Source organism: Paenibacillus ehimensis NBRC 15659, assembly GCF_004000785.1.
Taxonomy (GTDB): domain Bacteria; phylum Bacillota; class Bacilli; order Paenibacillales; family NBRC-103111; genus Paenibacillus_G; species Paenibacillus_G ehimensis.
In genome coordinates this window covers 111,835-136,527 of the sequence record NZ_BILX01000008.1, presented here as the reverse complement: position 1 = coordinate 136,527, position 24,693 = coordinate 111,835, and the positions used below count along the sequence as shown (strand labels likewise).

The 24,693-nt window shown below is 58.5% G+C and carries 23 protein-coding genes; 12 read left to right on the top strand and 11 right to left on the bottom strand.

Annotated elements, in window-relative coordinates; all coding sequences use genetic code 11:
• Positions 1–77 precede the first annotated feature (77 nt).
• Positions 78–2,183 (top strand): heavy metal translocating P-type ATPase, encoded by a 2,106-nt coding sequence (locus PEH01S_RS07335; protein WP_127484600.1) that lies wholly within the window; start codon positions 78–80, stop codon positions 2,181–2,183.
• Between the two features lie 188 nt (positions 2,184–2,371).
• On the top strand, positions 2,372–3,154 hold the full coding sequence (gene yunB, locus PEH01S_RS07330) for a sporulation protein YunB (protein ID WP_025849902.1): 783 nt from the start codon (positions 2,372–2,374) through the stop codon (positions 3,152–3,154).
• Between the two features lie 86 nt (positions 3,155–3,240).
• On the opposite strand, the gene PEH01S_RS07325 is transcribed toward yunB, so the two are convergent.
• Positions 3,241–4,317: a M23 family metallopeptidase gene (locus PEH01S_RS07325; protein WP_127484555.1), complete on the bottom strand. Its 1,077-nt coding sequence runs from the start codon at positions 4,315–4,317 to the stop codon at positions 3,241–3,243.
• 125 nt (positions 4,318–4,442) lie between these two features.
• On the opposite strand from PEH01S_RS07325, the gene larC2 reads away from it, so the two are divergent.
• Complete coding sequence (gene larC2 / locus PEH01S_RS07320; protein WP_127484553.1) at positions 4,443–4,919, top strand: nickel pincer cofactor biosynthesis protein LarC2; 477 nt, start codon at positions 4,443–4,445, stop codon at positions 4,917–4,919.
• A gap of 111 nt (positions 4,920–5,030) precedes the next feature.
• Here the strand turns inward: larC2 and larC are convergent, their stop codons facing one another.
• Together larC and larB are read right to left on the bottom strand one after the other, a co-directional pair.
• The gene (gene larC, locus PEH01S_RS07315; protein ID WP_025849905.1) at positions 5,031–6,095 is read right to left on the bottom strand and encodes a nickel pincer cofactor biosynthesis protein LarC; all 1,065 of its coding nucleotides are present in this window, start codon (positions 6,093–6,095) and stop codon (positions 5,031–5,033) included.
• On the bottom strand, positions 6,092–7,015 hold the full coding sequence (gene larB / locus PEH01S_RS07310; protein ID WP_127484551.1) for a nickel pincer cofactor biosynthesis protein LarB: 924 nt from the start codon (positions 7,013–7,015) through the stop codon (positions 6,092–6,094). Before larB ends, larC begins: the two co-directional genes overlap by 4 nt.
• A 158-nt stretch (positions 7,016–7,173) precedes the next feature.
• Here larB and lipA point away from each other — a divergent pair, with 158 nt between their 5' ends.
• Positions 7,174–8,049 carry a lipoyl synthase gene (gene lipA, locus PEH01S_RS07305; protein WP_025849907.1) on the top strand — a complete coding sequence of 292 codons (876 nt, stop codon included), beginning with the start codon at positions 7,174–7,176 and terminating at the stop codon, positions 8,047–8,049.
• A 20-nt stretch (positions 8,050–8,069) separates the two neighbouring features.
• Positions 8,070–8,762, top strand: a complete 693-nt coding sequence (locus tag PEH01S_RS07300; protein ID WP_127484549.1) for a YutD family protein — start codon at positions 8,070–8,072, stop codon at positions 8,760–8,762.
• Between the two features lie 117 nt (positions 8,763–8,879).
• Here the strand turns inward: PEH01S_RS07300 and PEH01S_RS07295 are convergent, their stop codons facing one another.
• Together PEH01S_RS07295 and PEH01S_RS07290 are read right to left on the bottom strand one after the other, a co-directional pair.
• Positions 8,880–9,692, bottom strand: coding sequence for an NAD kinase (locus PEH01S_RS07295; RefSeq protein ID WP_025849908.1), 813 nt, complete (start codon positions 9,690–9,692; stop codon positions 8,880–8,882).
• A gap of 30 nt (positions 9,693–9,722) precedes the next feature.
• Entirely contained in the window at positions 9,723–10,406 is a 684-nt protein-coding gene (locus tag PEH01S_RS07290; protein ID WP_025849909.1) for a flagellar brake protein, read from the bottom strand.
• A 309-nt stretch (positions 10,407–10,715) separates the two neighbouring features.
• On the opposite strand from PEH01S_RS07290, the gene PEH01S_RS07285 reads away from it, so the two are divergent.
• The 4 genes from PEH01S_RS07285 to PEH01S_RS07270 are packed head-to-tail and all read left to right on the top strand — an operon-like array spanning position 10,716 to position 14,140.
• On the top strand, positions 10,716–11,621 hold the full coding sequence (locus tag PEH01S_RS07285) for an ABC transporter ATP-binding protein (RefSeq protein ID WP_127484547.1): 906 nt from the start codon (positions 10,716–10,718) through the stop codon (positions 11,619–11,621).
• Positions 11,622–11,651: 30 nt separating this feature from the next.
• Positions 11,652–12,392 (top strand): ABC transporter permease, encoded by a 741-nt coding sequence (locus tag PEH01S_RS07280; RefSeq protein WP_127484545.1) that lies wholly within the window; start codon positions 11,652–11,654, stop codon positions 12,390–12,392.
• A complete protein-coding gene (locus PEH01S_RS07275) occupies positions 12,393–13,538 on the top strand; it encodes a sensor histidine kinase (protein ID WP_025849912.1) in 1,146 nt (381 codons plus the stop codon).
• Positions 13,535–14,140 (top strand): response regulator transcription factor, encoded by a 606-nt coding sequence (locus PEH01S_RS07270; RefSeq protein ID WP_127484543.1) that lies wholly within the window; start codon positions 13,535–13,537, stop codon positions 14,138–14,140. The genes PEH01S_RS07275 and PEH01S_RS07270 overlap by 4 nt, the downstream gene beginning before the upstream one ends.
• Positions 14,141–14,152: 12 nt before the next feature.
• Here the strand turns inward: PEH01S_RS07270 and glgP are convergent, their stop codons facing one another.
• Both glgP and ylbJ read right to left on the bottom strand, forming a co-directional pair.
• The gene (gene glgP / locus PEH01S_RS07265) at positions 14,153–16,714 is read right to left on the bottom strand and encodes an alpha-glucan family phosphorylase (RefSeq protein WP_164827716.1); all 2,562 of its coding nucleotides are present in this window, start codon (positions 16,712–16,714) and stop codon (positions 14,153–14,155) included.
• 93 nt (positions 16,715–16,807) lie between these two features.
• The gene (gene ylbJ, locus PEH01S_RS07260; protein WP_025849915.1) at positions 16,808–18,064 is read right to left on the bottom strand and encodes a sporulation integral membrane protein YlbJ; all 1,257 of its coding nucleotides are present in this window, start codon (positions 18,062–18,064) and stop codon (positions 16,808–16,810) included.
• A 340-nt stretch (positions 18,065–18,404) separates the two neighbouring features.
• On the opposite strand from ylbJ, the gene PEH01S_RS07255 reads away from it, so the two are divergent.
• Together PEH01S_RS07255 and PEH01S_RS07250 are read left to right on the top strand one after the other, a co-directional pair.
• Complete coding sequence (locus tag PEH01S_RS07255; protein ID WP_127484541.1) at positions 18,405–18,794, top strand: globin domain-containing protein; 390 nt, start codon at positions 18,405–18,407, stop codon at positions 18,792–18,794.
• 50 nt (positions 18,795–18,844) lie between these two features.
• Entirely contained in the window at positions 18,845–19,546 is a 702-nt protein-coding gene (locus tag PEH01S_RS07250) for a DUF2225 domain-containing protein (protein WP_025849917.1), read from the top strand.
• A gap of 52 nt (positions 19,547–19,598) precedes the next feature.
• Here PEH01S_RS07250 and PEH01S_RS07245 read toward each other — a convergent pair whose 3' ends face one another.
• From PEH01S_RS07245 to PEH01S_RS07235, 3 genes are read right to left on the bottom strand one after another with little or no spacing between them, the layout of a single operon-like run.
• On the bottom strand, positions 19,599–20,687 hold the full coding sequence (locus tag PEH01S_RS07245) for a GGDEF domain-containing protein (protein WP_127484539.1): 1,089 nt from the start codon (positions 20,685–20,687) through the stop codon (positions 19,599–19,601).
• 29 nt (positions 20,688–20,716) lie between these two features.
• Complete coding sequence (locus tag PEH01S_RS07240; RefSeq protein WP_025849919.1) at positions 20,717–20,962, bottom strand: hypothetical protein; 246 nt, start codon at positions 20,960–20,962, stop codon at positions 20,717–20,719.
• A gap of 4 nt (positions 20,963–20,966) precedes the next feature.
• Entirely contained in the window at positions 20,967–21,158 is a 192-nt protein-coding gene (locus PEH01S_RS07235; protein ID WP_025849920.1) for a YycC family protein, read from the bottom strand.
• A gap of 158 nt (positions 21,159–21,316) precedes the next feature.
• Here PEH01S_RS07235 and PEH01S_RS07230 point away from each other — a divergent pair, with 158 nt between their 5' ends.
• Positions 21,317–23,107 carry a M3 family oligoendopeptidase gene (locus PEH01S_RS07230; protein ID WP_127484537.1) on the top strand — a complete coding sequence of 597 codons (1,791 nt, stop codon included), beginning with the start codon at positions 21,317–21,319 and terminating at the stop codon, positions 23,105–23,107.
• A 232-nt stretch (positions 23,108–23,339) separates the two neighbouring features.
• Here the strand turns inward: PEH01S_RS07230 and PEH01S_RS07225 are convergent, their stop codons facing one another.
• Positions 23,340–24,599, bottom strand: coding sequence for a methyl-accepting chemotaxis protein (locus tag PEH01S_RS07225; RefSeq protein ID WP_127484534.1), 1,260 nt, complete (start codon positions 24,597–24,599; stop codon positions 23,340–23,342).
• Between the last annotated feature and the right edge of the window lie 94 nt (positions 24,600–24,693).

The window sequence follows — 24,693 nt, the reverse complement described above, 5'->3', positions numbered from 1 at the left end:
GCGCCTGCGGCTGCGGAAGCGAGACGGAGGATGCGGCCAACGCCGCCCTGGCCGCGGCGGCGGGAGCGATATCCAGCATGTACCGCATCGAAGGAATGGATTGCGCGGATTGCGCGCGGAAGCTGGAGAAGCGGGTTGGGGCGCTGGCGGCCGTCCGGATCGCTTCGGTCAATTACGGGGCCGCCAAAATGACCGTCATCCACGACGGGACGGCCGGGCAAGCCGTCATGCAGACGGTAAGGCAGGCGGGCTACACGGCCATCGCCGACAACGGTATGCCACGCGGGACCCATGAAGAGCAGCCGTTCTGGAAGCGCAACAAAAAAGCGGTGCCGACGGCGGTGTCCGGAGCGGTATTTTTGTTTGCTTGGATGCTCGCCTTAACCGGCGCTGCGCCGGAGCCGGTCGTTACGCTGCTGTACGCCGCGGCCATGGTGATCGGCGGCTTCCGCATCGCGCGTACCGGCATCTACGGGCTCAAGTCGGGGACGATCGGCATGGATCTGCTCATGACCGTAGCCGCGATCGGCGCCGGTTGCATCGGGCAGTGGGAGGAAGGGGCTGCCGTCGTAGTGCTTTTTTCGCTCGGCGAGACGCTCGAAGCCTACACGATGGACCGGACCCGCAGGTCGATCCGCGGATTGATGGATTTGTCGCCCAAGGAAGCGCTGGTCCGCAGGCAAGGCAGCGAGATGAAGCTGCCGACGGGGCAGATCGAAGTCGGGGATATTCTGCTCGTGAAGCCCGGCGAAAAAATCGCCATGGACGGGATGGTCATCCAGGGGACTTCGTCGGTGAATCAAGCTCCGATTACGGGCGAATCCGTTCCGGTGCTCAAGGAAACGGGCAGCGAAGCGTTCGCCGGCACGATCAACGGGGAAGGAGCGCTGGAAATCCGGGTGACCCGGCGCGTGGAAGACAACACGCTGTCCCGCATCATCCGCATGGTCGAGGACGCTCAGGCGCAGAAAGCGCCGTCGCAGCGGTTCATCGACGCGTTCGCCAAGTACTATACCCCGGCTGTTCTCCTGATTGCGCTTGGCATTGCGGTGATTCCCGCGCTGGCGTTCGGCCAGCCGTTCGAGCCGTGGTTTTACCGCGCGCTGATGATGCTCGTCGTATCTTGCCCGTGCGCCTTGGTCATTTCTACGCCTGTGAGCATCGTATCGGCCATCGGCAATGCGGCAAGACACGGCGTATTGATCAAGGGCGGCGCCTATTTGGAACGGCTCGGCGCCGTAGAGGCCGTCGCCTTTGACAAGACCGGCACGTTGACGGCCGGTGTTCCCGAGGTGACGGAATGCATTCCGCTGGGAGGAAGAACCGCAGAAGAGGTGCTGACGATCGCAGGAGGAATCGAGGCGCGGTCAGGGCACCCCGTCGGCGAGGCGATCGTCAGAAAAGCGAAGCGGGAAGGCGTGCCGCTTGCGGATATCGCGGATTTTGCCGCCGTTCCGGGACGGGGAGCCAAAGCACAAGTCGGAGGCAGCCTATTCTTTATCGGCAGTCCCCGGTGGTTCGTCCAAGAGCTGGGTATTTCCCTGGAACCGCTGCAGGGAGAGCTGCAGCGCCTGGAAAGCCAAGGGAACACCGTTATGGTGCTGGGGACCGAGAAGGAGCCGTGGGCCGTTTTCGCAGCCTCCGACGAGCTTCGTCCGAACAGCCGCACGGCATTGGAGCAGCTTCGCGCCGCAGGCATCCGTCAAGCGGTGATGTTGACCGGCGACAACCGGGGAACGGCGGAGGCGACCGCCTCCAAGCTGGGGGGGATCGCCTACCGCGCCGAGCTGCTGCCCCAGGATAAAGTAACCGCCGTCCGCGAGCTGATGACCGAGCACGGGCATGTCGCGATGGTAGGGGACGGCGTCAACGATGCGCCTGCGCTGGCTACCGCCACCGTAGGCATCGCGATGGGGGCGGCCGGTACCGACACGGCGCTTGAAACGGCCGATGTCGCCCTCATGGCGGACGATCTGTCCAAACTGGCGTACACGGTGCAGCTAAGCCGCCGCGCGCTGCGGATCATTAAGCAAAATATCGCCTTTTCCCTGCTTGTAAAGGCGGTCTTTCTTGCACTCATTTTCTTCGGAGCTTCGACGCTCTGGCTGGCGGTGCTTGCCGATACCGGCAGCTCGCTGATCGTGATCGCCAACGGCATGCGGCTGCTCCGCATCAAGCCGTAAAGCCCCGAGGCTCTTTTTTCGGCCGTCTTTCCCTGCGAAAGACGGTTTTTTATGCTCTTCTTTTTGCTTATCACGATTTAGTAGATGAGACGCCGCGCAGTTCGTTGCCCTCCGCTCCGTCTTTTTCCCGGCCGTCCCGCATAGGCTGTAACAGACGGGCCGTACAGGCCGGGGAAGGGGGAGCCGCGGTGCTGAGGCGCAGATGGAGAAGCAGTCCCTCGGGCAAAAGCAAGCTGAAGCGCACGCTGTTGATCGTGCTCGTCGTTCTGCTGCTTCTCTGCATGCAGGCTTATTTGTACGTCGAGCGAAATTTAAAGGAACCGCTGGTGCATTTAGCGCGGGTGCGCGTGAAACAAATCGCGACGGAAGCGATCAATTCGGCGATCGCGGACCGGATGGCGCAAAACACCAATTTCGAGAAGCTGATCGATTGGCGTACCGACAACAACGGCAAAATTACCGGCTTCATGCTGAATTATGCGGAGCACAGCCGGATTACCGCCGATACGGTCAATATTGTGACCAAGCAGTTGGAAGCCGTAGGCTCCGTTCCCGAGCATATTCCGCTCGGTCAGGCGATGCATTCGCCGCTACTCGCTTCGTTCGGGCCGAATGTTCCGATCCGGCTCGTGCCTGCGGGCACGGCCAAGGTGGAGCTGAATACGCGCTATCAGAGCGCCGGCATCAATATGATTTTGGTGGAGGTATACGTTCATGTGACGGTCGAAATGACGGTCATTATTCCGTTCGATTCCGCACCGGAAGTGGTGGAAACGGAACTGCCCGTTTCCTACTCGCTGGTGGTCGGGGATGTGCCTACCTATTACTTCGACGGCCGTGGCAATCCCGTCGGCCAGTCGGGGCCGCTGCCCCCGGGCATCTCGCTGCCGAATGTAAGCGTTCCGGCGGCAAAGCCGGACGCGTCGGAAGCGCGAAGCCAGGGGACGTCCGCCGAGCCCAAAGCAAAATAAATCCGGTACGGGATTCGCGGAAGCTTCCGCGTTCTCGCACCGGATTAATGGCAAATAGATACCGTCCCGGGCAGAAGGAAGCTCCGTTACGATGCCGGCGTCTTGCGCCGCATGCGTTCTTCCCGCTCCCATTTGCGCAAATGGGGGTAGGGATCGAACGACCATTCCGTCAGCCCATTGTCCCGGTACAACCCGTAATGCAGATGGGGCGGGAACTTACCGGACGTGCCGGGCTTGCCATAGCCGGAGCTGCCGACCCAACCGACCACTTGGCCGGGCTTCACGATACTGCCCTGCTTCACTTCTTTTTTGTTAAAGCCCGACAAATGTGCGTAATAATGATACACGTTGTTTAAATCGCGGATCCCGATGCGCCAGCCGCCGTACGGATTCCAGCCCATCACTTCGACGACGCCGTAAGCGGCGCTGCGCACCGGAACGCCGTGGCCGGCGAAGATGTCGGTTCCTTCGTGGATGCGGTACCCGCCCCAGCCGCGGCTGGCGCCCCATGTGCTGCGGTAGGAATAATCGGCGCCAAGCGGCATCACGAAGCAGTGCTCGTGCAAATCGAGCGTATCGAAATGGGCATAGATCCGGGCGAATTGCTGAATCCGCTCGACGCTCCGGGTATTCTGATAATAGTCCCAGAGTCCGATTCGAAGGTCTTCCTCGGCGCTCCCTTTTTTGAGCAGGTTAGCCGCCATCGAATACAGCCGGTCAAGATCGTTCATCCGGTCTGCCAAGCCATCCCCCGAGCCGTCCCTGCCGATTCCTCCGAACCATTGAATGCTCTTCACATTTTTATCCTCGTGATCGGGGTTAAGTATGCCCCCCCACTGCAGATCGGTAAAATAAATGGCAATCATTCCGTCAGGTGCCGGGCGCTTTTTAGCCAGGTTGATCGTCCGCTCATATTGATCTACCGCTGCCAAATAGTGCCAGGGAATGCCGGTAACCGCACTGACTTTGTCGAACAGATCCTTGCGCTCGGCGAACACGGCTTTCATTCCATTCGCCGTCTTGCTTGCCTTCGACAATGCAGGAGTCTTGGTTGCAGGAGCATGGGCGAACCCCCGGTTTGCCAGTCCTCCCTCTACCGGACCAACGAGGAGCGCGGCACACAGAGCCGCCGCGGTTAACGCTCGTGCTGGGAATGCTGCCATACGATATAGCTGCCTCCTTCGTTCGGGTATCGATACGCTGGGTTCTTTTAACTGTAGCATGTGCGGACGGCTGCCTTTTTATCCCTTGTCCGGTTTGATATGATGGAGACGTGGGGGGATGCCGGATGCCGTTTGATCACCGGGAAGAGCATGTAGATGACCGCATGCTCATTTTGCAGGCCAATATCGACGACATGAATCCGGAATACTGCTCGTACGTGACCGACCTGCTGCTGGAGCAGGGGGCCAACGACGTATACTGGATTCCGATTATTATGAAAAAAGGACGTCCCGGCGTCATGCTGAACGTACTTACCGACGATGAGGGCGCGAAGCGAATGGAGGACGTTATTTTCCGGGAAACGACGACGCTTGGCTTGCGTTACTTGCGGGCCTCTTGCCACCGCTTGGGAAGAGAGCTTCACAAGGTCGATACGCCTTGGGGGCCCATTCAGGTAAAAGCGGGGTTCCACCAAGGACAGCTCGTCCAGTTCGCCCCGGAGTTTAAGGAATGCGAGCAGGCGGCCAAAACGCACGGCGTGCCGCTCAAGCAAGTGTACGACGAGGTGCGGCGGCGGTTTATGGAGCGGGACCGCGGTTAAACAAGCAAACGGACGGATCTCTCGAAGCAGCCCTTGCGGAGCTGCCGGCGGAAGCCGTCCGTTTGAAACGAAAAGCGGCCCTTTCCCGGAGGGAATAGCCGCTCGATGAACCTATTGCCGTATGCAAGTATGGTTCGGACCGTCATTGTCATGCTTGTGATGCACGTGGGGGTGATCCTCCTCGTGCGCGTGATCGTCATGGGCATGTTTTTCGTGCCCGTGCTCATGCTCGTGCGAACGTTCGTGATGATGGTGCCCGTGCTCCTGCTCGTGCGAAGGCCCATGATGATGGTGCCCGTGCTCATGCTCGTGCGAATGCCCATGATGATGGTGCCCGTGCTCGTGCTCGTGCGAATGCCCGTGATGATGGTGCTCCGGCTGATGATGTCCGTGAACGTGCTCGTGCGAGAACTCCTCGTGGTGAACCTGCCACTTGTTCAAGTAGGGATCGGCTTGCCCGACGACGACGCGCAGCACGTTGGGCTGATTCGGCAAATCGCGCGTTCCTGCCCCGTATCCGATCGACTCCACGATCATCGGCGGAAGGCCTTTGGCGAATTCGTCGACGAGTCCGGAGACAATGCCCGCGCCTGTCGGCGTCGTCATCTCCAGCGAATACGAGGTCGGCGCGATGGGAAGCCCTCTCATCATTTCCAGCGTAGCCGGGGCTGGCACCGGATAAATGCCATGATCGCAATGCACCGTGCCGGAGCCGAGAGGTACGGCCGAGGACAAAATTTTCTCGATCTCCAGCGAATCGATGGCCAAAGCCACACCGATGACATCGACAATCGAATCAATCGCGCCTACTTCGTGGAAATGAACGCGTTCGATCGGAATGTTATGGATTTTCGCTTCCGCTACCCCGATCTTCTCGAAAATCGCGAGGCTCAGCTTGACGACGCGCTCATTGAAGCCGGCACGGTGAATCATCTCCACGATTTCCGAGTAATGGCGATGGTGCGCCGGCGGCGTATGCGGATCGAGCACGACGTCGAGCTTCAGCGCGGATATGCCGCGCTTGTTCACGCGTCTCCACTCCAGCGTGAACGGCTCGATCTGAATTTTGCGCAGCTCTTCTTCGATATAGTGACGGTCTGCGCCGGCGTCGACAAGCGCGCCAAGCGTCATATCGCCGCTGATTCCGGAGAAGCAGTCCAAATACAAGATTTTCACTTTTCATCCCTCTTTGTCCCGTTTTGGTGGATTAGTGCGGCGTTATATCCGGCGCCGAAGCCGTTGTCGATGTTGACGACGGAAATGCCGGGCGCACAGGCGTTAAGCATGGATAACAGCGCGGCGACGCCTTGAAAGCTGGCACCGTAGCCGATGCTCGTCGGTACGGCAATGACCGGTACGGCCACCAGGCCGCCCAGGACGCTGGCGAGCGCCCCTTCCATCCCGGCGACGACCACGACCGCGCTCGCTCCCCGGATGACCGGGAGCCGACGGAACAGCCGGTGAATGCCGGCCACGCCGACGTCGTAGACGCGCTCCACGCGGGAGCCCAGGCACTCGGCCGTCACGGCGGCTTCCTCTGCGACAGGCACGTCCGACGTGCCTGCGCAGACAACGGCGATGTAGCTTCCGTCGTCCGGGACGGCTTCGCCGCTCCGCAGCCAGGTCAGCGCCCGCGCCTCGGGGTGATGCTTCACCCCCGGGATGCGCCCCGCGACATAGGCGGCTTTATCCGCATCGACGCGCGTCGCCAGCACGCGGTCCGTATGGGCGGCCAGCCGCTCGAAGATCGCGGCGATTTGCTCCGCCGATTTGCTTTCCCCGTAGATGACCTCGGGGAAGCCGGTCCGCGCCGGACGGCTCAGATCCAGCTGCGCGTAGCCGAGACTGTCGTCAACGGCGTCTTCCGACAGCGGCGGGAAGGAAGCCTTGCGGCGTATCGGCGTTTCTTCGGCCGATTTCTCCCCGGCGTCTGCGCTTGCATCGTTCACTCTTCTATCGTTTGCCCGCTGCTCCGGCGTTCTTCCGGCCAAGGCGGTATGCGCCCCGGATAGCCCTTCCTCCAGCAGCCGTTTGGCTTCGGCGATATCGAGATCGCCGGATTGCACCAGCTTAAGTATGTTGTCGATGTTCATCATCGTGAATGCTCGAACCTCCTGCTCCCAAAAACCTTTCTTCAGTGTACCATATTTCCAAACCCAAAGTAATTTCGAAAGTGGATTGTTGGCCTATTCGTGATATAATAGCTTCAAATCCAAGCGCAAGAAGAAGCTTGTTGCGGAACAGGAGTGCAACCATGGCGACTCATCAAATAGAACGCAAGCCCGACTGGCTGAAAATCAAGCTGACGACGGGAGACAACTACAAAGAGCTGAAAAACATGATGCGCGGCAAAACGCTGCACACGGTATGCGAGGAAGCGAAGTGCCCGAACATCCATGAGTGCTGGGCGGCCCGGACCGCCACCTTTATGATTTTGGGCGACATCTGTACGCGGGCCTGCCGGTTCTGCGCCGTGAATACCGGGATGCCGACGGAGCTGGATTTGCAGGAGCCGGAGCGCGTCGCGGAGGCGTCCGAGCAGATGGGGCTGCGGCATGTCGTCGTCACTTCCGTCGCGCGGGACGATCTGAAGGACGGCGGGGCTTCCGTGTTCGCCGCGACGATCCGGGCGATCCGGGGGCGTCTGCCGCTAGCCGGTGTCGAGGTGCTTATTCCCGATTTTCAAGGGGACGAGGAAGCGCTTCGCACCGTGCTCGATGCGAAGCCCGATATTTTGAACCACAACGTGGAAACGGTGGAGCGGCTGTCCGACAAGGTGCGGGCCAGGGCCAAATACCGCCGTTCGCTGGAGCTGCTTGAGCGCTCCAAGCGGATCGCCCCTTCGATTCCGACGAAATCGAGCATCATGCTCGGCGTTGGCGAGACGTGGGACGAAATTTTGCAGACGATGGACGACTTGCGCGCCGTCGATTGCTCCATTATGACGATCGGCCAATACTTGCAGCCTTCGCTCAAGCATTTGCCGGTATCCAAGTACTATACGCCGGAGCAATTCGCAGAGCTGAAGCAGGAGGGATTGAAGCGCGGGTTCAGCCACGTGGAGTCCGGTCCGCTCGTACGCAGCTCGTATCATGCGCATGAACAGGTCCAATCGGCGAAGCAGTCGTAAAACTCGGGGAGGCTGATACGGTGATTCATATTGCGGGCAAAACGTACGAAGTGGTCGTTGACCATAAGAACGGCTGGCGTTTCGAGGCGTTCCGCGATCGGTACAGCGAGGTGCTGGAGCGGTACGATTACATTGTGGGCGACTGGGGCTACAGCCAGCTCCGGCTGCGCGGTTTTTTTAAGGACAACCATCCGAAAGCGACGAAGGACAGCATGATCTCTACGCTTCAGGATTATTTGAACGAGTACTGCAATTTTGGCTGCGCCTATTTCATCCTTGAGAAGGTGCCGAACAAGAGCGGCGTAGAGCCGACCGGCGGACCGGGGGACTTCTACGAGGATAGACCGGCAGCGGAGGCAGGCGCAGGAGCGGAACAAGACGCGCAGCCCGCTGTAACGGCCGAAGCTTCCGTCCGCCAGCAGGAGGAGACCGCCGTTCAGGCGGCCCCCCGGACGCCGGCGCCCCAGCATCATCGGCATAACCCGTCCGGCAAGACGTATGGTTCCCGGCATGGGCAAGGCCAGCAATCCGGCGGCCAAAGCCAGTCCAAACCGCAGCACGGTTCCGGGCGGCAGGGCGAGGGAAGACCAGGGGGACGGCATCAAGGCCAAGGCCAGAACAGGCAGCAGGGGCAGGGGTCCAAGCCGAAAAGCGGACAGCCCTCCCATAATCCGCCGAAGCCGAAGCCGGAATCGTCCCGCGTGGAAGCGTAAGCTGCCGCAGGTTCGACGACCTTCGTTAACGACAAATAAAGACCCGGTGCTCCCGTCTCCCTGCGAACGCGCGGGGAGGGCGGGGCATCGGGTCTTTTTGCGCCAAGTGCGGCACGACTAGACCATGTCATATCCAATGAACGCTTCGCGTACGCGGCTCCAGAACGGAAACGGGCGGAAGCGGGCGAACTTGACCTTTTTGCCGGCGGCGACCAGGCTGCGGATCGAGATGATATCGTTGCGCTGCATGTACAAGTGATCGAGCGACAGCAAAATATTTTGGTTCTCGCGCGGATAAATATCGCAGTGGTGATGCTTCGGCAGCAGGATCGGCGAACCCAGCGTGCGGAATACGCGGTTGTTGATCGAAGCGATCTCCGCAATCTGAATGGCGTCGAGCGATGGATGCACGATGGCGCCGCCCAGGCTTTTGTTGTAGGCGGTGCTTCCCGACGGCGTGGAGATGCAGATGCCGTCGCCGCGGAACGTCTCGAGCAGCTCGTCGTTAATATGAAGCTGGGCGACCAGCGTGGCGTCGACGCCTTTGAGCGTAAATTCGTTCAGCGCAAGCTCCGTTTCGATCCCCTGAGGTGTCGTAATCTGGATCTCGACCAAGGGATATTTGACGGCGCGCAGGTCGTTTTGATTGGCGCTCTCGCCCATCAGCTGGGCAAGCAGCTCGACTTCATCCGGCTTCCAGTCGGCAAAAAAACCGAGTCTTCCGGTGTGAATTCCGGTAAATGCAATGTGATCGAGCTGGTCCTTATATTGATGAAACGCATGAAGCAGCGTCCCGTCGCCGCCAATAGACAGTACGATATCGGGGGACGCCTCTTCGTGAATGAGCCCGTACTGACGGATCAATTCGTGAAACCTGTGCATCAATTGGATAGAGATGTCATCGCCGCGGTGTATCACATTGTATTTCAACCGGTTATCCTCCTATAACTATCCGCTTCGTCAGCTGTCGGCTCCCGAAGCGGAGCAATACTCCTCCATAAGCGCGGCAGTGCTGTCCGGAACACGATGGAACCGAACGGCGACCCGGTAAGCATCGCTGCTGAAATGGGCTACGCGCACGATTTCCCCATAGACCGTAATCTTCTGGGCAATGCCGGGAAGAACAAAAGATAATTCCAATTCGAGCGGGCAAAATACGCGGGTCGACGTCATAAACGCCATCCCCCCGCCGGACAAATCCAGAATTTGTCCCGTAAACGCCACGTTCTGATGCGATATTTGCTCCCGGACCCCGACGATCCGGGAGGTGACCGGCGTGCGGGTAGGCAGAGCAATACGCGGATGGCGCCTTTTCTGCGACAGCTTCAGCTCCAGCGGCGCGGTTAAGGTTAACGTGCATACATTGCGCTTTGTTTCCAAATGCAGCAGATCAACCAAAGCATAATAAAGAATGCCCTGCTCGCGGAAAGAAAATTCAATAAAGCATACATGATGCAGCTTCTCCAGCGGATGGATCGATGCGGCATCCAGCGTGACCGTCATATCCTCCGCGGAAGCCTTGAGAAGCGTAAAGCTGTCCTCGTAGCAAAAGGGCGAGCCCTCTTTGGTTTCGCCTACGACGATGAGACTGCAGCTTCTGGGGAAAACAACCGTTTCGTTTGCCAAGGCCAAGGTCCAGTTCATCAGTGATCACCACACGGTATGATTTTCTGAAACTTTCATTACCGTTTACATCCATAATAATCAATAATGTAAAATAACACAATGCCGAAGCGCGTAGCCCGAGCTCGATTAAGCGTCTTACCGGCTTTGTGCGCGAGAGCCTGTTCCCTGACTTCCGTCGGAGAGCAGGCTCTATGAATTTGCGCCGTTTTGTACACCGGATGATATTTATCACCCGAAAGAGATGATACGAATAACTACAGCGCCGGACCCCGGCATTATATGATTTAACCAAGGAAGTGATCCCGAACAGACAAAGGTGATGAAATCATGAAGCACGCGATCGAACTCGAACATGTAACCAAGCAATACCGGGACAAAAAAGCCGTGGACGACATGACGCTGCATATCGGGGAAGGAAGCATCGTCGCGCTGCTCGGACCTAACGGCGCGGGCAAATCGACGACCGTCAACATGATGTTGGGACTGACCGCTCCCACGGCCGGCACCGTGCGGTTGATGGGCGGCAGTCCGCGGGATCGGGCCGTCCGCAACCGGATCGGCGCCATACTGCAGGAGGTAAGCGTGATCGACAGCCTGAAGGTGGAGGAGACGATCAATCTGTTCCGCAGCTATTATTCCAACCCGTTATCGACCGGAGAGCTGCTGCGAATGTCCGGACTCGAAGCCGACCGGGACAAGTACGCCACTTCGCTGTCCGGGGGACAGAAGCGGCGTCTGGGCTTCGCGCTGGCGATGGCCGGCGACCCGGAGCTGATTTTCCTGGACGAACCGACGGTGGGGATGGACGTGACGTCGAGGCAGCTGTTTTGGCGGATGATCCGCTCCTTTGCCGGCAGCGGACGGACGATTATTTTGACGACCCACTATCTGGAGGAAGCCGACAGCATCGCCGACCGGGTCGTTGTGGTCAATCAAGGGAAAATCGTCGCCGACGGAACGCTGGCCGAGATTAAGGAAAGCGCCGGCAGCCGGCACGTGTCTTTCACGGCCGGAGCGAATGTCATGACGAGCGAGCTGCTTGATCTCCCCGGCGTCACTGACTTGCAGTGGACCGGCAGCCGCGTGAAGCTGTATGGCAGAGATACGGACGGCCTGCTGTATGCCTTGATTCGCAGCGGTCTGGACATTCAAGATATCGAAACGCACAAGGGCGGGCTGGAAGACGCTTTTCAATCGCTGGTCGGCCCGCCGGAAACGAAAACAATGGACTAAAGCACCCGAAAGCACAGGAGGACTACGGATATGAACATGTTTATTGCCCAATGCAAGGCAGAGCTCTTGCGCTCGCTTCGCAACAAAAAGGTCGTTTTGTTTTCCATCGGATTTCCGATGCTGTTTTATCTTATTTTTACGAATTCCGGCGGGGGAGATGCCGATATGGGCGGTATCGCCTGGAAGACGTACTATCTCATGTCGATGACGGCCTTCGGTCTGCTGTCCGTCAGCATTAATACGCTCGGAGTCCGCATGTCCCAGGAGCGGGCGCAGGGCTGGGTGCGCTGTCTCCATGTGACGCCGCTGCCTTCCGGCGCGTACGTCGGCGCCAAAATCGTCTCCATGTCGCTGGTGAATACGGCGATTATCGTCGTCCTGTTTTTGGCGGGCGGCTTGATCAAAGGGGTGCGGCTCAGCATGGCGCAATGGGTCGGCTGCGGCTTATGGCTTCTGATCGGCTCGCTGACGTTCCTTGCGCTCGGCACGCTTGTCGGCATGGTCAAAAAGGCGGAGCTTGCCCAAGTGATCGCCAGTTTGCTGCAAGTCGGCCTGTCGCTGATCGGCGGCCTATGGCTGCCTGTCGATGCGATGCCGCCGTTCATGAAAACCATTGCCGCGTGGACGCCCTCCTACAATTTCGGAAACGGCACCTGGTCGCTGATTGCCGGCCGCCTGCCCGAATGGACGAGCGTGGCTGTTTTGGCTGCGTATTTGATCGTGTTTGTGATACTATCTTCTTATCTCGCTAAAAAACAGGAAGCGGTGTAAATGAAGCTGCGTTTGCCATTCCGGTTGTTTCCGGACAATCTTAAGCATTTCGGCTTGATTTGGGTCATCAACATGACGGTCCCTGTCTATTTCTTGCTGCAGCTGCCTTTCCGCGAAGCGTGGATCGGATATGTGGCTGTCGCCATCCTGGCGCTTGCCTTCCGGCAGGGGCTTTGGAACACGGACAGGCGCTTCGCCTATGCGTTGATCCAGATTACCTCCGTTGCCGTTTTGGGGTACCTGTACAACCCCTCTTTTTTATATTTCGGCTTCTACTGCATTATGGCGGTCGGCATGCTTCCAACCGTCCGCAAAGTGGCGTTTTCCGTTGCGTACATGGTGATCGCTTTCGTTTTGGTAATGTATTTGTTTTACGAAAAAGCGGGCGAGGCGGTGCATCTCGATTTTATTCCCAGCCTGATCATTCTTGCCGTGCTGCCCTTTGCCATGAACTCCCACCGGAAGGCGGAAGAGCTGCGCAAGCAGCTGCGGTATGCGAACGACGAGATCGAGCGGCTGATCAAAAACGAGGAGCGCCAGCGGATTGCCAGAGACCTGCACGACACGCTCGGCCACACGTTGTCTTTGATTACGCTGAAGGGCGAGCTGGTAGAGCGGCTTATCCCGCACGATCCCGAACGGGCGGTGCGGGAAGCGAAGGATATCCAGACGACGTCGAGAACCGTGCTGAAGCAGGTCCGGGAGCTGATCTCCGATATGCGCTCGGTTCATCTTGCGGACGAGCTGCGGCATGCGGGGCGAATTTTGAGCTCGGCCGGGATCGGCTTCGAGACGGCGGGGGATGCGGAGCGGCTTCGGACGACCCCTGTCGTCATGAACATCTTGAGCATGTGCTTGCGGGAAGCCGTGACCAATGTGGTCAAGCACAGCAGGGCGAAGCGTTGCAAGGTCGAGCTGATTGAGAATGCCGGGACTTATGTGCTTAAGGTGCACGACGACGGCATCGGGATCGACGGAGCGGGAAGCAAGCTCGGACAGGCGGGAAGCGGCCTGCTGGGCATGAAGGAAAGGCTGTCGCTCATTGAAGGGACGCTGGAGTTCTCCAAGCGGGAGGAGACGGGAACGGCGTTGACCATTACTGTTCCGAACGTTGTTAAACGGCAGCAAACGGAGGGAAATCGATGAAAATCATCATTGCGGAAGACCAGGGCATGCTGCGGGGCGCGATGAGCACGCTGCTGTCGATGGAAGAAGATATCGAGGTCGTCGGTCAAGCCGGGGACGGGGAAGAGGCGCTGCGGCTTATTTTGAGCCTGGACCCCGATCTTTGCGTCATGGACATTGAAATGCCGGTGCTCAGCGGACTCGACGTGGCCGAGCGCTTGAAAGCGGAGGGCAGCCGGTGCCGGGTCGTTATCGTGACGACCTTTGCCCGGACCGGCTACTTTCAACGAGCGATCAAAGCTGGGGTGCAGGGATATCTGCTGAAGGACGCTCCCGTATCCGAGCTGGCCGGCGCTCTGCGCACCATTCATGCGGGCGGCCGGGTCGTCAGTCCCGAGCTCGCCTACTCGATGTGGGAACAAGAAAACCCGCTCACGGAGCGGGAGCAGGATATTTTGCGGCACTTGGCTCAAGGATTGACCGTGGGCGAAATTTCCGGCGCCTTATTTTTATCCCAGGGCACGGTGCGCAACTACATCTCGGAAATTATGCAGAAGCTCGAAGCGAAAAACCGGATCGATGCCGTGGCGATCGCCCAAAACAAAGGCTGGATCGAGACTTGACCCGGCGTTCCGCTAAAAGGTCGTAACCAGCGGCAGCTCGAAGCGGCGGGCGAAGTTCGCGCTCACCGGATACACGCGCACGCTGTAATGGGGGCCGTGCTGGAGATGGGGCGGAATGGATGCCCGGTACAGCACGGTATTGTCTCCAAGCTCGCGTACAGGCTCCATCGTTACGGTCACCGGGTCCCAGCGGTCCGCTTTTTCCTCGTAAAAGACGATCTCGACCGCCGTATCTTTATACCAGACCGGTCCGAATTTCACCGTGGCCGTGACCTCCTTGGGGGAGGTCGCATTCGCATGGGCCGGAGGATCGTTCAGCTCGGCGACGCGGACGTGGTGCCAGTTTTTCCGGATAAACCTTTTGTAATCGGCGACTTTGGTCGCTTCGTCATAGCGGTTGGCTACGAAATGCTGGGTCCGCGTCAAGGCGGGGACGTAAAATTCGTTCACATATTCCATGACCATGCGGTCGGAATTGTATACCGGCGCCAAGGTGCGGATCGAGCGCTTCATCCGGGCGACCCATTGGGCGGGCAGCGGGCGCTGATTGTAATAGAGCGGCACGATCTCCGTTTCCAGCAGCCGGTAGATCGATTCGGTGTTCTCGCGCTCCTGCGTACCGGCATCCGCCCCGTCGCTCGCTTCGATGCTCCAGCCGTTGGCGCCGTCGTAGCCTTCCTCCCACCAGCCGTCCAGCACGCTGAAGTTGATGACGCCGTTCATCGCCGCTTTTTGGCCGCTGGTGCCGCTCGCCTCGTACGGCCGCCGCGGGTTGTTGAGCCACACGTCCACCCCTTGCACCAGATGGCGCGCCATGTTCATGTCGTAATTTTCGAGCAGCACGATTTTGCCGCGGAACCGGTCCATCTCGGATACCCTGTAGATCTCACGGATCAGCTCCTGTCCCGGCCGGTCGGCCGGGTGCGCCTTGCCCGCGAACACGAACTGCACCGGCCGGTTCGGATCGTTCACCAGGCGGTCCAGCCGTTCCAAATCGTTGAAGATGAGATTGGCCCGTTTATAGGTCGCGAACCGCCGGGCGAAGCCGATGGTCAGCGCCTCCGGGGACAAGTAATCCCGGACCTCCTCGATCCGGTCCGCAGGCAGGCTGTTGCGGCGGCGCTGCTCGCGCAGGTTGGCGCGGGCAAGCCGGATCATCCGCTGCTTCAGCTCCATATGAACGGACCAGAGCGATTCGCTTGGCACCAGATCGACGGTCTTCCACACGTCTTTATTGGCTTGATGGCTCAGCCAAGTTCCCGGCAAAAAGCGTCCGAACAGCTCCTTGAGCTCGGGAGCGAGCCATGTGTGCAGGTGGACGCCGTTCGTTACATGCCCGATCGGCACTTCCGGGATGTCGATGCCGCCGTGGAACGCCCGGAACATCTCGCGCGACACGTGGCCGTGCAGCTTGCTGACTCCGTTGCGCAGCGCGGAGGTGTTCAAGGCCAGGTAGGTCATGTTGAACAGCTGCTTCGGTTCGTCGAGTCCAAGCTGGGTCCATTCCCGCCGCGCGGACGGATAATCGGCGAACAGGCGGCTGAAATAATATTCGAACATCGGGAGCGGGAACGCATCGTGTCCGGCCGGTACCGGCGTATGCGTCGTAAAGACGGTGCTGGCGCGGATGACTTCCAGCGCGACGTGAAACGGCAGCCCTTTGTCGAGCTGCTCCCGGAGCCGCTCGAACGATAGAAACGCCGCATGCCCTTCGTTGATATGGAACGTGCCGGTCGGAATCCCCAGCGCCCGCAGCGCTTTGACACCCCCGACGCCAAGCAGCACCTCCTGCGCAATCCGGATATCCTGGTTCCCGCCGTACAGCTGCGCCGTCAGCTCGCGGTCCCAGGGGCTGTTTTCCTCCAGGTCGGCGTCGAGCAAATAGACCGGCACGCGGCCGACCTGCACCTGCCATACCTTCAAGCGGACGGTCCGGTCGGCCAACGGCACGTCAACCGTCAATTCCCGCAGCGGAGGCACGCCATCCCCTTCGCCTGCGGCCGGCGTTTGGCCTTCCAGCACCGGAACATAGGCGGGGACGATCGGCAGCTTATTGAAGTCGTAGGCGATGTTTTCGGCCAGCTGCCCTCCTTCCGTATCGAGCTTTTGATCAAAGTATCCCTTCTTGTAAAGCAAACCTATGCCGACGAGCGGTACGCCCAAATCGCTGGCGGATTTGCAGTGGTCGCCGGCCAGCACGCCAAGCCCTCCCGAATAAATCGGAAGCGATTCATGAAAGCCGAATTCCGCCGAGAAATAAGCGATCGCCTGGCGGGCGTACTGCGGGTATTCCCTCTGAAACCATGTCTCCGCTTCGCGGTAAGCGTCCCACTCGGCCATCACGTCACGGTATCGCTGCAGGAAAGCTTCATCCTCCGACCGCTCCTTCAGCACGGCCGCATCCGTTTCCGTCAGCAAGCGCACGGGATTGTGCCGGAACTGGTCCCACAGCTTCGGCTCGATCGCCGCGAACAGCGCCTTGGCCTCGTCGTTCCAGCTGAACCACAGGTTGAAAGCCAGCTCGGTCAATCGCCCAATCGCAGGCGGCAGCGCCAAATCTCTTCGATGGAACATGGTATACATCATTTCACCTCGACCCTGAATTTGTTTCCCCGACTGCGGAAGCAGAGGGAACCGGATACGCTTCTGTTAGCTCCTAGTAGTATCTTATGATCGAATCCGCTTCATACATCTTTTGCCTATGAGAAAGCAGAACGACACGAGCAGCGAAGCGCCCAGCGCCGCAGCGAACGTAAGCCCTGCCGCCGGGAGCGTATGCTGCGCCAGCGTCGACAGAGGTCGGGTCACATCCGGCTCGGGAAAAAAGGCGGCCAGCGCGGCATGATAAGGGGCAAGCGGCCCCCACAGGACGATGACAAGCCCTGCCGCCAGCAGGCCGTGGACGAACCGGGCCAAGGCGAACGGCGCATAGCGCAGGTTCGTATGGTGCAGCAGGCTGATAATTTGCGCATGGACCGAAAGACCCGCCCAGGACAGCACCCAGGCGGCGATCGCTACCTGATACATCAGCGGAACGCCGGCTGCCGCACCGGCGGCTTTCGCCCCAAGCGTCACCTCGAAGAAGCCGCTCGCTACCGCTTCGGCGAGCGGCAGCGGCAGTCCGAAGATGCCCAGCACCGATTCGATGGCCGCGTAGAACAAGCTCATCACCTGCGCGGAAGCCATCACTTCCATGACGACGGAGAAGAAGACGACGAGTCCGCCGATCACGAATATCATCTGCAGCCCCGAGGCGAGCGCCTGCTGCAGCATCGTACCCAGCGTCCGGCCATCTTTCATCCGGGCATGATGCATGGCTTCGAAAGCGCGGCGCCACAGCGGCTGGTCGGGGGTGGCTTCCGGGAGAGCCATAAATGCCGGCTGGCGGTGTTGGCCGGCGTCCTCCCCGGGTCTGCCGTGAAACCGCATCAGGAGGCCGATCAGCAGAGCCGAGCCGTAATGCGCTGCGGCCAGCACGCCCGCAAGCGCGGCATCGTGAAAAAAGCCGACGGCTACGGCGCCGATCAGAAAGATCGGGTCGGATGATGTCGTAAAAGCGACCAGCCGTTCGCCTTCCTCCCGGCTGACGAGCCGCTGCGTCCAGAGCTGCGACGTCAGGCGCGCGCCGATCGGGTAGCCGGAGGCGAAGCCCATAGCCATGACGAAGCCCCCGATGCCGGGAATGCGGAATACGGGCCGCATCATCGGATCGAGCAGCATGCCGAAAAAATGCACGATGCCCAGCCCGAGCATAATTTCGGCAATGACGAAAAACGGGAACAGCGCCGGAAACAGCACGTCCCACCAGATGGACAATCCTTTCAGCGAGGCTTGAAATGCCTCCGCGGGGAAAGCGAGCATCAAGCAGGCCAACAGGAGGGCGAGCGATGCGGCGATATGGACGGATATGCGTTTGCCAAGCAAAGGGATCACTTCCTTTCGAGAAAGGCCTGTCATTCTGATATATGAGCCGCAGCGGGGAGACATGCCTCGCAGACGCGCGGGCACAGGGGCGAAAATATTGCCGGGCCGTCAGAAAAAGGCTGAATTTTCGAGTTATGTATGGTACAATAGTACCAATATGAGAATGGGAGTGATTTCAGATGATGGGTATCATTGCTGGAATTCTCGTATGCGCTTTTGTGTATGTCATTAGGGAGACGTTGATGACGTCGGGCGAAGAGGATGTATAAAGCGTTTTACAAAATAACGATGCTAAGATGCAAGGCAGCTTAGCATCTTTTTTCGTTAGGAGATGAACCGCATGACCCGGGGAGAACGGGAGTTGACTTTTTACGAAGCGATCGGTGGGGAGGCGGCCATCCGCAGCATTGTGGAGGCTTTCTACCCGAAGGTGCAGGCGCATCCGCTGCTGGGGCCGCTGTTCCCGGAAGACATTACGCCGGTCATGGAAAAGCAGTATTTGTTCCTGACGCAGTTTTTCGGCGGACCGCCGCTGTATTCCGCGCAGTACGGACACCCGATGATGCGTGCAAGACATTTGCCGTTCCCGATCACGCCGGAGCGCGCGGACGCCTGGCTCGGCTGTATGGCGGAGGCGCTGGAAGAAACGGGAATGGACCGGGAGCTTCGGCTTGCCGTACTGGAGCGGCTGAAGGGCCCGGCGTATCATTTTATCAACAGCAACGGCTAACGAAGCTTATCGAAACCAGATAACGAAGCTGATCGAAGGAAGTGTGTTCCGTGGTCGAACCTTTATTTCAAGTCAGCGTCAGATGTCATCACTGCGACGCCGTATTTCAAACGTCCCGCGTTCGCCCGAGCTTCAAGAAGGCGTCCGGCACCGACACCGATTTCTGCGTTCATTATAAGGACATTAATCCCGATTTCTATGTCGTGCGTATCTGCCCCCACTGCGGGTTTGCAGGGACGGAGAATTCCAAGGACCGGCTGACGCCCGCGCAAAAAACGGCATTCCGCGAAAAGATCGCCGACCATTGGACGTACAAGGACTACGGGGGCGAACGGACGTGGGAGGATGCGCTCTACGCCTACAAGCTTGCGCTTGTCACGGCCCAGACGGTCAATGACAAAGGACGCATTACCGCAGGGCTGCTGCACCATATCGCCTGGCTTTACCGCTATCGGAACGACCAAGCGCAGGAAACCCGGTTTTTGCAGCATGCGCTGGACGAGTATACGCGGGCGTTCGAAACGGAAGCGGCGGAGATGAACAATGCCCGTCTGATGTACCTGATGGGAGAGCTCAGCCGTCGGCTGAAGCAGTATAACCAAGCGGTCAAATGGTTCTCGCGCGTCATTAACGACAAGCGCATCATGGATGCGGGCATGATCCGGGCATGCCGCGAGCAATGGGCCGTGACCCGTGAGGATATGCTGGCGGATTCGGTCGTTCTCGAACCCGAGGCCCAGGAATCGACCTAACGCCCTCAACTCAAAAACGCTTCAAGCTTCCCGGCATCGATCCGAGAACGCTTCAAGCGTTTTTTTGCCGCATTTGATCCGCCCGATAGAACGTAAAGCGGTTTTTGCCCGATTGCTTGGAGACGTACAGCGCCTGGTCCGCTTCGGCGATGAGCCGGCGGAGCTCGTCTCCCGGCATGCGGGAGATGGAGATGCCGATGGAAATCGTCGTTCCGGCTACGGCATCCCCGTAAAAGCGGTGATCTTCGATGGTCCGCCGCATCCAGTCCGCATAGTGCGACAGCTGGGCTTCGTCTGTCATATGGCTCAAGACAATGAATTCTTCGCCGCCGTATCTGGCGATGTAGTCCTGCTCATGGACGGCCGTTTTCAGCAGCTGTCCGGCCTCCCGAAGAAGCTGATCTCCGTGCAGATGTCCGAACGTATCGTTGTACCGCTTGAAATTGTCGATATCGACCATCATGATGGCGATGCGCCGGCTGCGGACGGTCCGCTTGGCGATATCCATAAAGCCGCGCAGATTCGGCAGCCGGGTCAAGCTGTCCTGCTTCGCTTCCAGCTCCAGCTTCCTTTGCATCATCCAGATTTTGTTCTCATCGTTGAACATATAGATCAAGGCCATGATCGCTAGCCCCGAGAAGACGAGCATCAGCAGCTGCGACAGCCAGAACAGCGAGGTTTCGGCCGTCTCCAGTTGGACATGTGAAGCCAGGCGTGCCACGGTGAGAATCGCGCAGACGCTCCACCCGTCGGTAAGCCGGATGAAAGAATAGCCGGAATCGTATTCTTTCCGATGAAACAGCGAGCTGATGATGGCGGGCAGCAGAAGCCCTTGAACCGCTTCAATGCCCCAGTTCGGCTTGTGCTCCAGCAGCAAGTACCCCGCGGGAAGCAAGGTGGACAGCAGAGAGGAGACCCAGCCGAAGCGAAGGCCGGCCATGACGATCGGCGCGAATTTCAAGTCGCTGAACAGGGATTCCCCCGGCAAGGGCAAGAGCATCATAACGATGCTGGCGAATCCCGTCAGCAAAGGCACGGCTAATGCTTGTAAGCGTTCGATAACCAGCAGATTGCGTATCTTAAGAGCCATATAGCTGAGAGCTATCAAGGTACAAGCATGCGTAAGCGCAGTGAAATCCATGAAGATGTCTCCTGGGAAGGCGGGAACGCTTACTCTTTGCCGTATCGGCGCAGCGGACGGCCCGCAAGCAAATAATCTTGGTCGGCATCGACCAGAGTCTCTTTATTTCGGCAGCAGGGGAAGACGAGCAGTTTTTTGACGCCTTCGCGAAGTTCCGAGAGGTCTTTAGGTTTGAGCGGCAGCAAAACATTGGCAGCGTGGCAAAAGGGGCAGCTTTGCACATACACGTCTTGTCCGATCCGTTCATAGGGCCATGTATTTTCAAATGGAATCATAGGTTTACTCCCGACCGGAATCGCCGGAATCTTTATCCGGTGCCGGGGCGGTGGAATTGTCCTTCGCCTTTTCGGCAAGCTCGGCCAGCTTCTGCAGAAGAATATGCTGAGGCATATGCATCAGGTGTTCGATCGGAACGTTCAATTCCTTCGCGAGTTTCTGCGCCGTCTCGGGTGAAATCTGCAAAGGTCTCATTCGCAGTCCCTCCAGTCTATAGATCTACAGTCTCCATTTAATCATATCCGAGACCTAAAATTCAACCAAAAAATGGAGTCGCGGCATTTTGGTTTTGCTCTAAATTGTGGTTTAATGGAAAGAGATACATAATGTATAAATAAGGAAGGTGTTTAGCCATGCGTAATCCTTTGCCGCAAACTTGGAATTTGGAGCGTTTTTTTCCGGGAGGCAGCGGGTCTGATGCTTTTATTCAATTTTTGAAAGAGCTGCAATCGAACATTGCCGAGCTGGACGAGACGTTAAGCGGGCTGGCCGTACCGGAAACGGCAGAGCAATCGGCATCGCTGCTCCCCATGATCGTGCTGGTGCAAACGGCCTTATTGAAAATACGCGAAGCGGAATCGTTCACCAGCTGCCTGACGGCGGAAAATCAAAACGACAAGCGCGCCGTCCAGCTCACCGGGCAGGTGAAGTCGATTCAAGCCGCTTTCGCCTCCGCCTTGACGCGGTTCGACGATTTCCTGCGGCGTATTCCCGAACCGGCATGGCAAGGCTTGCTTGCTCAAGCGGAGCTTAGTGAAATCGCTTACCCGCTAGAAGAGCGGCGCCGGCTCGCTTCGGAGAAGCTGCCCCCGGAGCAGGAGGCGCTCATCCATGACCTTGCCGTGGACGGGTACCACGGTTGGGGCGAGCTGTACAACACGACCGTGAGCAAGTTCAGCATCCCGTTCGAAGAAAACGGGACCGTTACGGAGCTTTCGGCGGGACAGGCCGCCAACAAAATGTACAGCCCGGACCGCAGCGTACGGCAGCGGGTATTCGAGCTGTGGGAGCGGGAATGGGCGAAGCATGCCGATTACTGCGCCGACGCGCTCAATCACCTGGGCGGCTTCCGGCTTAAGCTGTATGAGCGCCGGGGCTGGGATGAGATTCATCGGGAGCCGCTGGCCATCAACCGGATGTCGAAGGAAACGCTGGATGCGATGTGGGGCGTGATTGAGCAGGGCAAAGACGTGTTCGTCCGTTATCTGGAGCGAAAAGCCAAGCTGCTGGGCGTCGAGAAATTGGCATGGCACGATGTCGATGCGCCGGTCGGCAATGGCAATACGACGTTCAGCTACGACCAAGGCGCGCAGCTCATCGTAGAGCAGTTCCGCCGCTTCAGCCCGAAGATGGCCGAATTCGCCGTCATGGCGTTCGAGAATGGCTGGATCGAAGCGGAGGACCGCGCAGGCAAGCGTCCCGGCGGATTCTGCACGTCGTTTCCGATCTCTGAAGAGACCCGTATTTTTATGACCTATGCGGGCACCGCATCGAATGTATCGACGCTTGCGCATGAGCTCGGGCACGCGTATCATCAGCATGTGATGAACGATCTGCCGGCCCTTGCTCAGGAGTATGCCATGAACGTTGCCGAGACGGCTTCCACGTTCGCCGAGATGGTCGTCTCCGATGCGGCGGTGAAGGGGGCGGCCACCGACGAAGAACGCTTAACGCTGCTGGAGGACAAAATTCAGCGCTCGGTCGCTTTCTATATGAACATTCATGCCCGGTTCTTGTTCGAAACGGACTTTTACGAGGCGCGCCGCCACGGGCTCGTGAGCATCGAGCGCTTGAACGAATTGATGGAGGCCGCTCAGAAAAAAGCGTACCGGAATACGCTAGCCGAGTACCATCCGCACTTCTGGGCGTCCAAAATGCATTTTTACTTAACGGATGTGCCGTTCTACAATTTCCCGTACACCTTCGGCTACATGTTCAGCACCGGTCTGTACGCCGAAGCGCTCCGCCGGGGTGCAGCGTTCGAAGATCAGTACATCGCGCTGCTCCGGGATACTGGGCGGATGACGGTCGAGGACTTGGCGAGCAAGCATCTCGGCATCGACCTCCGCAAGCCGGATTTCTGGCAGCAGGCGATGGACGTCTCCATCGCCGACGTCAACGAGTTCCTGCGCTTGACGGAGTAGTTTTTAGCCCCGCCTATTTTAGGCGGGGTTTGTTATTAATAGGGTCCCTTGAGCTGAAGAATTGGATAAACGGGTCCGCCGGAGAGTTTACGTGCCCCCTTTGATATCGGGTCAATACCTTTAATCTAAAATTGAAATACGCGATATCAACAGCGGCCGGAGGCGGACCTGTTTATCCCTCATTTCCAGCGCAGGCCAATGATCACCCCGGCACAAAAAGCCCCGCTTAACCCTATAATTTAAAGATACTCATCGTCTGCTGGAGCTTCGTCACCAGCTTCGTCATTTCCTCCGACTGAGCCACGATCGCCTGGACGGCCGAAATTTGATCGATCATCGAGGCGGATACTTCCTCGGTCCCGGCGGCGGACTGCTGCGTAATGGCCGAAATATTTTCCATCGTAGCGGAAATGCGCCTGGCTCCGGCCAGCATTTGCTCCGTCCCGTCGGCGAAAGCGGCGATTTGCTCGGAGATGAACCGGACGCTGCCGACGATTTCCGCGAAGACCCGTTCCGTGTCGCCAATAAGCTTCGTCTGCTCCGCGACGATTTGCTCGTTTTCGGCCATGGACGCAAGCGCATGCTGTATGCCTTGTTCGATACTGCGAACAAGGACGAACACCTCTTTGGTCGAGGCGGTGGCTTCCTCCGCCAGCTTACGGACCTCCTGGGCGACGACGGCAAAGCCTTTGCCGTGCTCGCCGGCCCGCGCCGCTTCGATGGAAGCGTTCAGCGACAGCAGATTCGTTTGTTCGGCAATATCCGAGATGGCTCGGTTCATTTGCGAGATGCTGCCGGTCTGCCGGGCGAGCGAATCGATCGTTTGGGATACGTTGGCCGTCGCAACGACATTTTTGCGCATGCCTTCGCTCTGGGTTTCGACCGATTGAAGCCCTTTGTTCACCAGCGCCATCATTTGTCTGGCCCGCGAGTTCATCTCCCGGGTCGATTCCGTATATTCGGTTACCCGCTGCTCGATATCCTTCGTCGCCGAGGAGACGCCGCCGATCTCTTCCGAGATCTGATTGGCTCCGGCCGCAAGCTCTCCGGCGGCGACAGACGCTTCCTCCAGCACCGTCTTCATCTTTTCGTTCTTAAAATAAATATCCCGGCTGGAGTCGAAAACATGCTTCGAGGCCCGTCCCGTTTCCTGCAGAAGCTCGCGAAGCTTCTCCGTCATACGGTTAAAGGCCGTCCCCAGCTCGCCAAGGGCATCGTCGGAGCGGATGTGGATCTTTTGCGAGAAATCGCCTTTGGAGATGCTCAGGGCGGCACGGGAGATGTCGCTAATCGGTTCTGTAAGCGCTCTCTCCAACCAGCGTATAAAAGGATAGCTGAGTCCTGCCATCGCAGCCAGAAACACGAACCCGAGAATGGGACTTAAGGAGGATTCGAACATAAGCAGAAGCATGGCGGCGGAATAGACGACAACGAGGGTGTAGCAGCCGATTTGCAGCTTCCTCTTGAACGAAAGACCCAGAAACCAGTTCATAAATTAACGACTCCTTTGAAGGTATAGGATAAAATGCTTACGTCATCGCCCTGATTGTATGGGTAATTATACCACCTGTGAGAACGCCGGGTCC